15 protein-coding genes are annotated in these 14,017 nt (G+C 58.6%); 7 read left to right on the top strand and 8 right to left on the bottom strand.

The annotated features are described in order from the left end of the window. Positions 1 to 247: 247 nt before the first annotated feature. Positions 248 to 958: an autoinducer binding domain-containing protein gene (locus tag AC3I0A_RS22045; protein WP_489374641.1), complete on the top strand. Its 711-nt coding sequence runs from the start codon at positions 248 to 250 to the stop codon at positions 956 to 958. 218 nt (positions 959 to 1,176) lie between these two features. After that, complete coding sequence (locus AC3I0A_RS22050; protein ID WP_489374643.1) at positions 1,177 to 2,301, top strand: methyltransferase; 1,125 nt, start codon at positions 1,177 to 1,179, stop codon at positions 2,299 to 2,301. A gap of 92 nt (positions 2,302 to 2,393) precedes the next feature. Here AC3I0A_RS22050 and AC3I0A_RS22055 read toward each other — a convergent pair whose 3' ends face one another. From AC3I0A_RS22055 to AC3I0A_RS22065, 3 genes are all read right to left on the bottom strand, one after another. Further along, positions 2,394 to 2,561 carry a DUF2474 domain-containing protein gene (locus AC3I0A_RS22055; RefSeq protein WP_489374645.1) on the bottom strand — a complete coding sequence of 56 codons (168 nt, stop codon included), beginning with the start codon at positions 2,559 to 2,561 and terminating at the stop codon, positions 2,394 to 2,396. A 94-nt stretch (positions 2,562 to 2,655) separates the two neighbouring features. Then, the gene (gene cydB / locus AC3I0A_RS22060; RefSeq protein WP_489374647.1) at positions 2,656 to 3,666 is read right to left on the bottom strand and encodes a cytochrome d ubiquinol oxidase subunit II; all 1,011 of its coding nucleotides are present in this window, start codon (positions 3,664 to 3,666) and stop codon (positions 2,656 to 2,658) included. Between the two features lie 3 nt (positions 3,667 to 3,669). Then, positions 3,670 to 5,103: a cytochrome ubiquinol oxidase subunit I gene (locus tag AC3I0A_RS22065; protein WP_489374649.1), complete on the bottom strand. Its 1,434-nt coding sequence runs from the start codon at positions 5,101 to 5,103 to the stop codon at positions 3,670 to 3,672. A 521-nt stretch (positions 5,104 to 5,624) separates the two neighbouring features. Between AC3I0A_RS22065 and AC3I0A_RS22070 the strand changes: the two genes are divergently transcribed. Further along, on the top strand, positions 5,625 to 6,866 hold the full coding sequence (locus tag AC3I0A_RS22070) for an MFS transporter (RefSeq protein WP_489374650.1): 1,242 nt from the start codon (positions 5,625 to 5,627) through the stop codon (positions 6,864 to 6,866). 14 nt (positions 6,867 to 6,880) lie between these two features. Here the strand turns inward: AC3I0A_RS22070 and AC3I0A_RS22075 are convergent, their stop codons facing one another. Both AC3I0A_RS22075 and AC3I0A_RS22080 read right to left on the bottom strand, forming a co-directional pair. Continuing rightward, positions 6,881 to 7,432, bottom strand: a complete 552-nt coding sequence (locus AC3I0A_RS22075) for a DJ-1 family glyoxalase III (protein ID WP_489374652.1) — start codon at positions 7,430 to 7,432, stop codon at positions 6,881 to 6,883. Positions 7,433 to 7,499: 67 nt separating this feature from the next. Further along, positions 7,500 to 7,952 (bottom strand): DUF4879 domain-containing protein, encoded by a 453-nt coding sequence (locus tag AC3I0A_RS22080; protein WP_489374654.1) that lies wholly within the window; start codon positions 7,950 to 7,952, stop codon positions 7,500 to 7,502. A 194-nt stretch (positions 7,953 to 8,146) separates the two neighbouring features. On the opposite strand from AC3I0A_RS22080, the gene AC3I0A_RS22085 reads away from it, so the two are divergent. Both AC3I0A_RS22085 and trmA read left to right on the top strand, forming a co-directional pair. Beyond that, entirely contained in the window at positions 8,147 to 9,442 is a 1,296-nt protein-coding gene (locus AC3I0A_RS22085) for an NCS2 family permease (RefSeq protein ID WP_489374656.1), read from the top strand. Further along, positions 9,439 to 10,527 (top strand): tRNA (uridine(54)-C5)-methyltransferase TrmA, encoded by a 1,089-nt coding sequence (gene trmA, locus AC3I0A_RS22090; RefSeq protein ID WP_489374658.1) that lies wholly within the window; start codon positions 9,439 to 9,441, stop codon positions 10,525 to 10,527. The genes AC3I0A_RS22085 and trmA overlap by 4 nt, the downstream gene beginning before the upstream one ends. A 57-nt stretch (positions 10,528 to 10,584) precedes the next feature. Here trmA and AC3I0A_RS22095 read toward each other — a convergent pair whose 3' ends face one another. Further along, on the bottom strand, positions 10,585 to 11,031 hold the full coding sequence (locus AC3I0A_RS22095) for a DUF2442 domain-containing protein (protein ID WP_489374660.1): 447 nt from the start codon (positions 11,029 to 11,031) through the stop codon (positions 10,585 to 10,587). Continuing rightward, positions 11,028 to 11,456, bottom strand: coding sequence for a DUF4160 domain-containing protein (locus tag AC3I0A_RS22100; RefSeq protein WP_489374662.1), 429 nt, complete (start codon positions 11,454 to 11,456; stop codon positions 11,028 to 11,030). The genes AC3I0A_RS22095 and AC3I0A_RS22100 overlap by 4 nt, the downstream gene beginning before the upstream one ends. Before the next feature lie 323 nt (positions 11,457 to 11,779). Between AC3I0A_RS22100 and aroQ the strand changes: the two genes are divergently transcribed. Further along, the gene (gene aroQ, locus AC3I0A_RS22105; protein ID WP_419119835.1) at positions 11,780 to 12,220 is read left to right on the top strand and encodes a type II 3-dehydroquinate dehydratase; all 441 of its coding nucleotides are present in this window, start codon (positions 11,780 to 11,782) and stop codon (positions 12,218 to 12,220) included. Between the two features lie 5 nt (positions 12,221 to 12,225). Further along, positions 12,226 to 13,080, top strand: coding sequence for a shikimate dehydrogenase (locus tag AC3I0A_RS22110; protein ID WP_489374664.1), 855 nt, complete (start codon positions 12,226 to 12,228; stop codon positions 13,078 to 13,080). Positions 13,081 to 13,272: 192 nt separating this feature from the next. Here AC3I0A_RS22110 and AC3I0A_RS22115 read toward each other — a convergent pair whose 3' ends face one another. After that, a complete protein-coding gene (locus tag AC3I0A_RS22115; RefSeq protein WP_489374666.1) occupies positions 13,273 to 13,950 on the bottom strand; it encodes a TetR/AcrR family transcriptional regulator in 678 nt (225 codons plus the stop codon). Between the last annotated feature and the right edge of the window lie 67 nt (positions 13,951 to 14,017).

A 14,017-nucleotide genomic window follows, 5' to 3' on the forward strand; every position in this document is an offset into this window, starting at 1 on the left:
TAGACACTTGAAAACAAAGGTTGAAGTTTTGTTACAAAAATATTTCATCTAGCGACCACTCATGACATCAAAGTACTACAGCCAAAAACATCAATAAGAGTGGTACTCCCAAGAATCAAACCGAGTAAAACACAATTCAGAACAAAAAATTCTCTCCCACTCTATAAGAAATATCCTACACTCGTTTTTGTTCATTTTCGTATCCGAAAATTGAACACACTACAGAGCCCAGCAAAGGGAGTTTCCAATGGCACTCTGGAAGGAAGCCCAGCTACTACGGTTGACTCAAGGTGACGACATACAGTCGATATTCGAAGTCGCTCTCAACCTTACCCGTGAGATGGGATTTGAATACTGTGCATTTGCGCTAAGCCCTCACTCACTCGCTTCTCACACGCAAACGATAAGGATCAATAACTACCCAACCGAATGGAACCAAAAATACGAAACGCGTCACTATGCTGTGCAAGACCCATTACTGAAACATTGCAGCCTATCGGCCTTGCCTATCCTCTGGAACGACGACGTGTTCGCTACCTTTCCTGCCTTTTGGGAGGAGAAACAAAGCTACGGGATGTGTCATGGCTGGTCGCAATCGGTGCATGACGGTAGTGGGTTCTTCAGCATGCTGAGCCTCACACGAAGCCATCAGTCGATTTCCTCCGGCGAGTTTTACGAGAAAGCAGGGCACTTTATCTGGCTGGCCCACGCGCTCCACTCAGTCGTCGCGAAAAAACTGATACCCACCGCTCATTTTCGCCCTGAAAGCCGTTTATCGACCCGGGAAACCGAAGTCCTGAAGTGGTCTGCCGAAGGCAAGACCGCCGCCGACGTTGCAACCATTCTCAGCCTCTCGGAACGGACCGTGAATTTCCATGTGAGCCGCGCAATAAAGAAACTGGGCGTCAACAATAAGATCTCGGCAGTAGTACACGCTGCCAAGGGAGGGTGGCTCTGACCCGCACCGCCAGATAAATAAAAAAAAGCCAGTCCACGCTTTGCGATCCGATAAAAACCTGCGAGTAATCCATAAGAAAAAAACGTAACATTTGTCGCCCATCTGAGCGATGACGCGAGTTGCCCCTCACCGCGACGTAGTTCACTCAGTCGGACCTGCCAGCATTAAACCGCCCAGGTCCTGCGGGACACCCGTTGATTACCCAGAGTCCCCGCCCCATGCCCCTGCTCGACAGTCCCTTCGCCCAGCTCGACCTGATCCGCCAGCCAGAACAACAGAACGAGCCTTTGCAGGCGTTCGACGCGGCGGATGAATACCTGCTCAATTATCTGGCCGAACAGCAGCCAGCGGCGGATACCCGGGTATTGGTGCTCAACGACAGCTTTGGCGCTCTGGCCGCCAGTCTGGCCGGGCATGCGCAGGTCACCAGCAGCAGCGACTCGTTTCTGGGGACCCTGGCACTGGAGAAGAATCTGCTGCGCAACGGCCAGGCCTTCGATGCCGTGTCGATCGTGCCCGCCAGTGAAGTGCCGAGCGGACCGTTCGACCGGGTATTGATTCGGGTACCGAAAACCCTGGCCTTGCTGGAAGAACAGCTGATTCGCTTGCAAGGCCAACTGGCTCCCGGTGCGCAGGTGATCGCAGCGGCCATGGTCAAGCACCTGCCACGCGCCGCCGGCGATCTGCTGGAACGCTATATCGGCCCGGTGCAAGCTTCGCTGGCGGTGAAAAAGGCCCGCCTGCTGATTGCCACACCCGAGAGCAAACAGCCGGCCGTATCGCCCTACCCGACTCGCTACAGCCTCGACACGCCGGCGATCGAATTGTTGAACCATGCCAATGTGTTTTGCCGCGAAGGCCTGGATATCGGTACCCGGGCTTTTCTGCCGCACCTGCCGAAAAACCTCGGTAACGCACGGGTCGCCGACCTGGGATGCGGTAACGGCGTGCTGGCCATCGCCAGTGCACTGCAAAACCCCGAGGCCCGGTACACGCTGGTGGATGAATCGTTCATGGCGGTGCAATCGGCGACCGAGAACTGGCGCGCCGCACTCGGTGAACGCGAAGTGATCGTCCGCGCAGGCGATGGTCTGGCCGGTCAAGAGCCGCAATCCCTTGACGTGGTGCTGTGCAACCCGCCGTTCCACCAGCAACAGGTGGTCGGTGATTTCCTCGCCTGGCGGATGTTCCAGCAAGCTCGTGAGGCACTGGTGGTCGGTGGCGCGCTGTATATCGTCGGCAATCGCCACCTGGGTTATCACAGCAAACTGGCCCGGCTGTTCCGCGGTGTCGAGCAAGTCGCGGCGACGCCCAAGTTCGTGATCCTCAAAGCGCGTAAATAACACTCGAATTCCAGGTAAAAAAAACCCTCCATACACGGAGGGTTATAAATCCGTGCCGCAAGGCAACGGGATGGGAGTGCGTGGCGCAAATTTCAGTGAGTGGTCAGGCCAGCGGCGTTCATGAACATGCGCATCAGACTGGCAACAATGGCCAGGGCCAGCACGCTGCCGGTCCAGATCACTGCCAGCCAGCCGAGTCGTTGCCAGAGTGGCTTGTTCTCGGCCTGTTCGATTTCCTGCAAGGAGTGTTTGCCGGTCATTGCCTGATCCTCTCTTGGGTTGGCGTCAATGGGGACGCCATCGTCGGAACGCCGCCCGGAGCAAACGGAACGCCGCCCGGCTGCTCCTACACACCTAGTGGTAACCATCGTCGTCATGGGTGACCTTGCCGCGGAACACGTAGTAGCTCCAGAAGGTGTAGCCCAGGATGAACGGGATAATGAACAACGTGCCGACCAGCATGAAGCCCTGGCTCTGCGGTGGCGCGGCGGCGTCCCAGATCGAGATCGACGGCGGCACGATGTTCGGCCACAGGCTGATGCCCAAACCGCTGTAGCCGAGGAAGATCAGCACCAGGGTCAGCAGGAACGGCGTGTAATGCGCATTGCGGGCTACGGCGCGGATCAAACCGTACATGGTCACCAGCACCAGTATCGGCACCGGCAGGAACCAGAACAGGTTCGGCAGGGTAAACCAGCGTGCGGCGATCTCGGCGTGGGCCAGTGGGGTCCAGATACTGACGATGCCGATCACCGCCAACACCACGAACGCCAATGGTCGCGCCAGATTATGCATCTGCTCCTGCAACTGGCCTTCAGTCTTCATGATCAGCCAGGTGCAGCCGAGCAAGGCATAGGCCACCACCAGCGCCGCACCGCAGAACAGCGTGAACGGCGTGAACCAATCCAGCGAGCCACCGGCGAACTGGCGGTTGACCACCGGCAGGCCATCGATGAACGCCCCCAGCGCCACCCCCTGAAAGAAGGTCGCCGTCACTGAGCCGCCGATAAAGGCCTTGTCCCAGATATGTCGTTTGTCGTCCTTGGCCTTGAAGCGAAACTCAAACGCAACGCCGCGGAAGATCAGTCCGATCAACATCAGAATCAACGGCAGATACAGTGCCGAGAGCACCACCGAGTAGGCCAGCGGGAACGCGCCAAAGAGTGCGGCACCGCCCAGCACCAGCCAGGTTTCATTACCGTCCCAGACCGGCGCGACGGTGTTCATCATCACGTCGCGGTCGCGGTCGCCCTTGATGAAGGGGAAAAGAATCCCGATTCCCAGATCGAACCCATCCATGACCACGTACATCATGATGCCGAAGATGATGATCACAGCCCAGATCAGCGGAAGATCAATACCCATGACTCAGTTCCCCTTGTTCAGGCTGTCGCTGAGATCGCCATTATCATCAGCAGCGGAAAGCGGACGGGCCGGCGTGCGTTGCTGGCCAGGACCACCGTGGCTCGGCTCGGCACCTTCGTTGGTCACCGGACCCTTGCGCACCAGACGCATCATGTAGCCCAGGCCTACACCGAACAGCGAGAAATACACCACGACGAACAACGCGAGGGTAATGCTCATCTGCGTGAAGCTATGCCCGGACGAGGCATCCGCCGTGCGCATCAATCCGTAGATCACCCACGGCTGACGACCGATTTCGGTAGTGAACCAGCCGGCAAGGATCGCGATCAACCCGGACGGGCCCATCCACAACGCCAGATAAAGGAACGGACGAGACGAGTACAGGGTGTCGCGCTTGCGCAGCCAGAGGCTCCACAAACCGGTGAAGATCATCAACATGCCCAGCCCGACCATGATCCGGAACGACCAGAAAACAATGGTCGAATTCGCTCGATCTTCAGGCGGGAACTCCTTGAGAGCCGGCACTTGCTTGTCCAGCGAGTGGGTCAGAATCAGGCTGCCCAGGTACGGAATCTCTACGGCAAAATGGGTCTTCTCGGCTTTCATGTCCGGCCAGCCGAACAGGATCAGCGGGGTCGGCTCGTTGCCGTGATTTTCCCAATGGCCTTCGATCGCGGCGATTTTCGCCGGTTGATGCTTGAGGGTATTGAGGCCGTGGAAGTCACCGATCACCGCCTGAATCGGCGCCACGATCAATGCCATCCACATCGCCATCGACAGCATCGTGCGGATCGCCGGATTGTCACGGCCACGCAACAGATGCCATGCAGCAGACGAACCCACGAAAAAGGCAGTAGCGACGAAGGCGGCCGTGGCCATGTGCATCAGACGATAGGGGAACGAGGGGTTGAAAATCACCGCCAGCCAGTCCACCGGGATCACCTGGCCATTGACAATTTCATAGCCTTGAGGGGTCTGCATCCAGCTGTTGGAGGCAAGAATCCAGAAGGTCGAGATCAGCGTACCGATGGCCACCATGATCGTGGCGAAGAAGTGCAAATTGCGCCCGACCTTGTTCCAGCCAAACAACATGACGCCGAGGAAACCGGCTTCAAGGAAGAACGCCGTCAGCACTTCATAGGTCAGCAGCGGCCCGGTGACGGAGCCGGCGAAATCGGAGAAGCGGCTCCAGTTGGTGCCGAATTGATAGGCCATGACCAGCCCGGAAACCACACCCATGCCGAAGTTGACGGCAAAGATCTTCGACCAGAAGTGGTACAGATCGCGGTAGGTATCGTTATGCGTCTTCAGCCACAGGCCTTCGAGCACCGCCAGGTAACTCGCCAGGCCAATGGTGATGGCCGGAAACAGGATGTGGAACGAGATGGTGAACGCGAACTGAATTCGGGCGAGATCAAGTGCCTCCAAACCGAACATAAGTCTTCCTCTGTCAGGTAATACCGGCTGCGGGCGTCAGGCCTGCACCCACTTCCCCCACGGACATTGAGTGTGGCGAATTCGAGTTCGTTCTTTTAAACCATCACAACGCAGGGATTCTGGCCATCTGGCCGCCAGAGCAACTCCCGGAAAGAAATTGATCTGGATCAAGCAACGATCAAAGAGTAGTCGCATTTTCAGGCCCGGACTGTGTGGTCTTTTGTCGCGTGACAGGTTGCCTCACCGTTTCCACCAACCCAGGTCAGGGGCTTTCTGTGGCGAGGGAGCTTGCTCCCGCTCGATCGCGAAGCGGTCGTAAATCCGGCTGACGCGGTGTGATAGATAAATTGAGGTGGCAGGGTTTGGGGGCGCTTCGCACCCCAGCGGGAGCAAGCTCCCTCGCCACAGGGATGTCGTCACTCTGAAATAGGTGCTTTGCTAACGATATTTACAGCCATGGCAACTTATGGTTACAAGTTGATGATAATCTCGCCTTTCCCCCGCTCGGACCTGCCTTTCAGATGCCAAGCCAAGCCCCGTTGCTATTGCGTCATCACCGCCCTTTCATCGCGTTCTGGCTGGCTCGGGTGTTTACCGCCAGTGGTTTCCAGATGCTCACCGTGGCCATCGGCTGGAACCTCTATCAACTGACCGGTAATGTCCTGGATCTCGGTTGGGTCGGACTGGTGGAGTTCGCACCGCGGGTACTGTTCATGCTCCACACCGGGCATGTGGCGGACCGCTATGACCGGCGCAAGATCGCGGCCATCTGCCAGTCTCTGCAAGCATTGATCGCATTGGCCCTGGTCATCGGCAGTGTCACCGACAACGTCACCCGGGAAATGATCTTCATCCTCGCGTTCCTGCTGGGTGCCGCCCGCTCGTTCGAAATGCCGACCACTCAAGCGTTGCTGCCGACCATCGTCCCCAGCGGGCTGTTCCCGCGTGCCGTTGCCGCTTCGCAGTCGGCCCAGCAATCGGCGACCATCGTCGCGCCGGCTCTGGGCGGTTTGCTCTATGCCTTCGGCAGCGTCTGGGTCTACGGCCCGACGGTGATTTTGTACCTCATCGCCTGCCTGCTGATGCTCAACCTGCCGGCTCGACAGACACCACTGAACAAAGGCAAGGCGACACTGGATTCACTGCTGGCCGGGATTCGCTTCATTCGCAGCCGTCCGGATATTCTCGGGGCGATTTCCCTGGATCTGTTCGCCGTATTGCTGGGCGGTGCGACAGCATTGCTGCCGGTGTTCGCCAAAGACATCTTGCTCACAGGTCCCTGGGGGCTGGGCTTGCTGCGCTCCGCCCCTGCGGTCGGCGCCTTGCTGATGTCGCTGTGGCTGGCGCGCTTTGCGGTAGAGCGCCAGGTCGGACGAATCATGTTCACCGCGGTCGGCGTGTTCGGTGTCGCGACTATTGCCTTCGGCCTGTCGACCTCGCTCTGGTTCTCCCTCGCGGTGCTGGTGGTACTGGGCGCGGCGGACATGATCAGCATGGTGATCCGTGCCTCCTTCGTGCAACTGGAAACACCGGACGAAATGCGCGGTCGGGTGAGCGCCGTAAACGGCTTGTTCATCGGCGCTTCAAACCAGTTGGGTGAGTTTGAATCCGGGGTGACCGCCCATTGGTTCGGCACCGTGCCGGCCGTGGTACTCGGCGGAATTGGCACGCTGATAGTCACCGGAGTGTGGGTCAAGCTGTTCCCGACCCTGGCCAATCGCGACCGCATGCATGCGGATGTGGGTGCCGAAATAAAAGTCTGAGGCGCCCCTCGCGGCTAAACCACCAACTCCCCCGCCAACGCTGTCCGTTTGGCCTTGCCGCAGAGTTGCTCCACCAGCGTCAACGCAAACTGCAGCGCTGCGCCGGAGCCTTGGGCGGTGATGCAGTTGCCGTCCACGACGACCGGCTGGTCGATGAAGTTGCAACCGGACAACTGATGGCTGGCCGTTGGCAGGCAGGTCATGCGCCGCTGACGCAGAACGCCGTAAGCCTGCAAGGCCTGCGCCGGGGCTTCGGCGATGCCGGCGAATAGCCGCCCGGCCGCCGCCTGGTCCTTGACCAGTTGCAACAAGGGTTGATGGGCCGCCAGGTGCTGTGCACCGACGGCGCCGCCGGGCAGAGCGATCAGATCGAAATGCTGGGCCAGTACATCGACCAGCATGGCGTCGGCGGTCAGGCGAGTACCGCGGGCGCAAGTGAGCATGCGCCGCGACTCGATGCTCGCCACCACCACTTCGATCCCGGCACGGCGCAACACGTCGATCAGGGTCACGCTTTGCAGGTCGTCGATGCCTTCGGCGAGGGTGATCAGGGCTCTAAAGGTCATGGGCAGTTTCCACACAATGATCTGTAAAGCTTAGCCAGCTTTCGCTACAAGTGTCCGGGCAGCGCGATTACTTGATGTAGATCTGCGCTGACCGGGTGTTTCCCGGCGCGTTGATGGACCTGTTGCTGAAGGTGAAGGTGCCTTCCTGTTTGCCGAGCAGATCAAAGACATAGAGGTAGCCGACGATCTTCGCCGAACCGGAACACTCCCCCAAACCGTTGCCTGCGTCCCCGCACACTCTGGTTTTGCTGCCGCTCACAGCGAAACCGTCCAGCGCGACTGTCGGGTTGCGACCATAACCCTGCTCCAGTACGAAAACCTTGATAGTCCCGGCGCCGTGATTGCATCGGGTCTGTTTACGGCCATCCGCCACATCTTCATAACCACAGGCGGGCGACTGGACCTTGAGAATTTTCACTTCGCTCAGCGGCGCGGCCGAAGCGGCGCAGGCGCTTTGCGCGCCCACCACCAGGGTGGCCAACAACCCCAGGCCAAAAACGACGCTCTTTGTGCAATACATATCTACCCCCAAAACCTGCGCGCAGTATGCCCCACTCCCCTGCACCGCAAAACATCGCCGACGATCGCGCAAGCTGCTGGTATGATGCGCGGCTTTTTCCGACCCACAGAAAATCAACAGGCGCTTCAGGCAGTCTGTGCTTTGCTGTTGAAGTCGATACATTCACGGCGCCGGGCGCGCCACGGGGAGCAGACATGCTGGAAAGGCTGTTTCAACTCAAGGCACACAACACCAATGTGCGAACCGAGATTCTTGCGGGCCTCACGACCTTCCTGGCCATGGCCTACATTCTGTTCGTCAACCCGAGCATCCTCGGCGAGACCGGCATGGACAAGGGGGCGGTGTTTGTCGCGACCTGTCTGGCGGCGGCCTTCGGCTCGACCGTGATGGGCCTGATCGCCAACTACCCGATCGCTCTGGCGCCGGGCATGGGCTTGAACGCCTTCTTCACCTACACCGTAGTCCTGCACATGGGCCACACCTGGCAAGTGGCGCTGGGGGCGGTGTTCATCTCGGCGGTAATGTTTTTCCTGTTATCGATCTTCCGCATCCGCGAATGGATCATCTACAGCATCCCGCTGGCGTTGCGTTCGGCAATTGCCGCCGGTATTGGTTTGTTTCTGGCACTGATCGCCCTGCATAACGCCGGTATCGTGGTCAGCAACCCGGCCACCATGGTTGGCCTGGGCGATCTGAAACAACCGGCGCCGATCCTCGCCACCCTCGGTTTCGCCCTGATCGTCGCCCTTGAAGCGCTGAAGATTCGCGGTGCAGTGCTGATCGGCATTCTCTCGGTGACCATCGTTTCCATCGCTCTGGGCTTCACTCCGTTCGGCGGCGTGATGTCGATGCCGCCATCGCTGGCACCGACCTTCCTGCAACTGGACATCATGGGTGCATTGGACATCGGTCTGGTCAGCGTGATCTTCGCCTTCCTGTTCGTTGACCTGTTCGACAACTCCGGCACCCTGATCGGTGTGGCCAAACGCGCCGGGCTGATGGGCAAGGACGGTCACATGCCAAAAATGGGCCGTGCCCTGATCGCCGACAGTACCGCGGCCATGGCCGGTTCCTTGCTGGGTACCTCGACCACTACCAGCTACATCGAGTCGGCAGCAGGCGTCAGCGCCGGTGGCCGTACCGGTTTGACTGCCATTGTCGTGGCGATCCTGTTCCTTTTGGCGCTATTCTTCTCGCCACTGGCCAGCAGCGTTCCGCCATTCGCTACCGCACCGGCCTTGCTGTTCGTCGCGGTATTGATGACTTCCGGTCTGGCGGAAATCGACTGGGACGACATCACCGTAGCAGCGCCCGTGGTGGTCACTGCGCTGGCCATGCCGTTCACCTATTCCATTGCCAACGGTATCGCCTTCGGTTTCATTTCCTGGACCGCGATCAAGCTGCTGTCCGGCCGTGGTCGTGAACTGAACTCCGCGCTGGTGATTCTGTCGATTCTGTTCGTGATCAAGTTGGGTTGGTTCAACGCATGAGTGTTCCGTCTTTCGACACTGAGTCCTACACCCGTCAGCTCGATGAAAAAGCTGCACGCCTGCGCGAACTGCTGATGCCGTTCGATGCGCCCGAGCTTGCGGTGTTTGACTCACCGCTGAAAAATTTCCGGCTGCGCGCCGAATTCCGCCTGTGGCGCGAAGACGGCCAGCGCCACTACGCGATGTTCGCCCCGGGGGACAATCGCACGCCGATTCTGATCGAAGAGTTCCCGATCGCCAGCCCACGCATCAATCAATTGATGCCGCAGCTCAAAGCAGCATGGCAAGCCAGCGCAGCCTTGAGTCACAAGCTGTTTCAGGTGGACTTCCTGACCACCCTGGCCGGCGATGCGATGATCACCCTGTGCTATCACCGCCCGCTGGACGAGCACTGGCAAGTGGCTGCCAGGCAGCTGGCCGCCGATTTGAATGTCAGCGTGATCGGTCGCTCCAAGGGCAAGCGCGAAGTGATCGGCCGCGATTATGTGGTCGAGAAGTTCGACGTCGGCGGCCGCACGTTCAGCTACCGCCAACCAGAGGGCGCGTTTACTCAGCCCAACGGCACGGTCAACCAGAAGATGCTCAACTGGGCGTTCGAGGCCCTCGGCGAGCGTTCCGATGATTTGCTGGAGCTGTATTGCGGCAACGGCAACTTCACCCTGCCGCTGGCGACCCGTGTGCGCAAAGTGCTGGCCACCGAGATCAGCAAGACCTCGGTAAATGCCGCGTTGAGCAACCTCAGCGAAAACGCTGTGGATAACGTCACTTTGGTGCGCTTGTCCGCCGAAGAACTGACCGAAGCGCTGAACGAGGTTCGTCCGTTCCGTCGCCTGCACGGCATCGACCTCAAGAGCTACGCGTTCGGTAGCGTGTTCGTCGACCCGCCGCGCGCCGGCATGGACCCGGACACCTGCGAGCTGACCCGACGCTTCGAGAACATCCTCTACATCTCGTGCAACCCGCAAACCCTCGCTGCCAACATCGCGCAATTGCACGACACTCACCGCGTCAGCCAATGTGCGATGTTCGACCAGTTTCCATGGACTCATCACATGGAGTCCGGGGTGTTGTTGACCCGGCGCTGAAACGGCTCCGACAAACAAAACAGCCGTCGCAATGACGGCTGTTTGTCTGGGTCTTGTTTAAAGGGCTATATCGACCTTACGCGGGCGACCACCTTTTTTACCGTTGGCACGGGCCGCCTGCGCTTTGGCATCACTGACCTGACGACCGTTACGAGAGGCGATGACCACTGCTGCCATATCCATCAACGGTTTGCTGGCTGATATCAGGCCGGCGATGGAAACCTGTAAATCCCGCTCCTCATGACAGAGCGCCGTACCTGCAAAGCCAACCTGCAGTCCGGCGAAATCCTCGACCTTGAAATCATCGAACTCCGGATAGTTCTTAATCGGCAGCAGTATCGCGCTTCCATCTTCAAAACCGATAGACAAGCGCTGCTCCTGAAATTTCACTGAGGTCGCATTGACCCCGCAACTGCGGCGAGCCTGACCACGCTCTATCGCCTCATCCAAAACAGCCTCGGTTACCGGCGCATCGAAAGGCACCCTGGCCTTTATCGTTTTCATAGTTCGATCTCCACCCTGTCTGGTGCATCTACCAGCTCCAGCAGGGTTCTATTCCCCTCTACCTCATAGCGAGCAGACTCAATCGGATAAGTCATGCTGCCAGGCCTTTTCGTTGCAACCACTTCATCTGCTTGCCAATCCCACAACTGATTATCCAGGCAGACAGTCTGGATTTTGGCCCACCAAATAGTGCGCGCAAGCTGCAAATGGGCGGCTTGTTTCAATTCCTGACGCAAGCCCTCCAGAACAGCCAAAGGCGGTCGACGGGCATAAGGGATGACATCCCACAGCTCAACACCGTTATGCCAGAAGCTGAACTTGAAACGAGCACTCCATCTGCCTCCATCCACATGCACGTGAGGCGGACAGTGTTCGTCGCGCAGCTTCACCACCATCACCAATCCTTTGTAGTTGCATACCTTCATGCTAACCCATCCGTTAGGTTAATGAGCCTGCTGGCTCTGTTTTCCATTATGAATCCGACCACTGGCAGTTTTTCCATACCGCTGCCCGGACTTGAGATTAGTTCTGGCGGCGGGCAAGGGCCTTCGCTCTACGGAACCAAGTCGTAAGCAATCCTTACGATCCAGCCCTCTGCCCTAGCTGAGATGTCCGATCACCGAACACTTCTTTCCACCCTTTCTCGCCTGCCGCTTGTCTTCAATTGACCAAAGTAACCATCTAGTACATTTTATCTCCACAGGCTGAGCCCCTCAGCAAAGCCAAAAACAACAACGGAGATCCCCCCATGTCCCCTATCGTTCTGGTGCTCAACGGCCCGAACCTGAACATGCTCGGTACCCGCGAGCCGGCGACCTACGGCCATGAAACCCTGGCTGACATTTCTGCCCTATGCGGACGCGCCGCCGAGGAATTCGGGTTGGTAGTGGAGTTTCGCCAGACCAATCATGAGGGCGAGTTGCTCGACTGGATTCACGGCGCTCGTGGCCGTTGTGCCGGAATCGTGATCAACCCGGCCGCCTGGACCCATACCTCGGTGGCGATCCGTGATGCGCTGGTGGCAAGTGAATTGCCAGTGATCGAAGTGCACCTGTCCAACGTGCATGCCCGCGAGCCGTTCCGTCATCACTCGTTTGTGTCGGCGATTGCCAAGGCAGTGCTGTGCGGTTTTGGCAGCAACGGCTATCGCCTGGCGCTGGAACATTTCAGTCAGCAGTTGAAGGGGTGATCGGCATGTCGCAGAACAGCTGTGTCCTGGCAGGACTGATTGGCGCCGGCATCCAGGCCTCGCGCACGCCAAAGCTGCACGAACACGAGGGCGATGCCCAAGGCATGCGCTACCTCTATCGGCTGATCGATCTGGATCAGTTGAAACTCGACAGCAACGCCCTGCCCGACCTGCTGATGGCCGCAGAACGGATGAATTTCACCGGGCTGAATATCACGTTCCCGTGCAAGCAAATAATCATCCCGTTGCTCGACGAACTTTCACCTGAGGCTCGCGGCATCGGTGCAGTGAATACTGTGGTGCTCAAGGATGGAAAGCGCATCGGCCACAACACCGATTGCCTGGGCTTCGCCGAGGGTTTTCGGCGCGGCTTGAATGGCGTCGCCCGCGAGCGTGTGGTGCAAATGGGTGCTGGCGGTGCCGGTGCGGCAGTTGCCCACGCGTTGCTGAGCGAAGGCATACAACAGCTGAGCATTTTCGATGTGCAAACCTGCCGCGCGCAAAGCCTGGCTGACAATCTCAATGAGCACTTCGGTGCCGGCCGTGCCCATGCTGGAGCCGATCTGCCGAGCGTAATGGCGCAAGCCGATGGTTTGGTGAACACAACGCCAATGGGCATGGCCAAGCTGCCTGGAATGCCGGTACCGGTGGAGTTGCTGCGCGCGCAATTGTGGGTCGCGGAAATCGTTTACTTCCCGCTGGAGACCGAACTGCTGCGCAACGCCCGTGCCTTAGGCTGCCGTACGCTGGATGGCGGCACCATGGCGGTGTTTCAGGCGGTGAAGGCGTTTGAACTGTTCAGCGGCGTGGCGCCGGATGCGCAGCGGATGCTCGAGCATTTTCAGAGCATGAATGGCTGAGAAGCTTCGCGGGCAAGCCCTATCAGTTAACGCAAAAAATTCGGTCTGGCACTCAATTGTGGCGAGGGAGCTTGCTCCCGCTGGGCTGCGAAGCGGCCCCAAAACCTGCAACCCAAGTATTTCAGGAAGACCGCATCAGCCGGATTACGACTGCTGCGCAGCCGAGCGGGAGCAAGCTCCCTCGCCACAAGGTCAGGCCTGCAAATACCGCAACACCGATTCGCAAATCATCTCGCGATGGCGCTGCTTGATCGCTTCGTCCGGCAAGTCGATCTGAAAGATTTCGCCGAACGTATGGCGGTTCGACACGCGGTAGAAACAGAACGAGCTAATCAGCAAATGCACGTCCAGCGGTACAAGCCCGCTGCGGAACACACCCGCCTCGACACCGCGCTGCAGAATCTCGCCCAGTGAATCCAGAATGGTGTTGTTCATTGCCTTGATCGCGTCGGACTGCTTCACGTACTCGGCGTTGTGAATGTTCTCGATGCTGACGATACGCACAAAGTCGACGTTGCGGTCATGGTGATCGAAGGTGAATTCCACCAACCGCCGAATCGCTTCGCGGGGTTCCAGTTCAGCCAGGTGCAGACGGTTCTCGGTACTGCGGATATCGCCGTAGAGTTTCTCCAGCACCTCGACGTAGAGCTGTTCCTTACTGCCGAAGTAGTAATAGATCATGCGTTTGGAGGTGTGGATGCGCTCGGCGATGGCATCGACGCGAGCCCCCGAAAGCCCCTGCTGGACAAACTCGACAATGGCTTCTTGAAGAATGTTCTCGCGGGTCTTTTCCGGGTTGTTCTTGCGACTCTTGCGCGGCTCGAGAGCAGGCTCGTCGGGCGTTACGGAGAGTTCTGGGGTCATTGTCATTCCGGGCTCACGGCCATCACTGCACAAGTTATCGATTATGGGCCGCGCCGCGCAGTGAAGGAAAGCA

It is taken from the genome of Pseudomonas sp. KH_024_B2 (assembly GCF_057839965.1).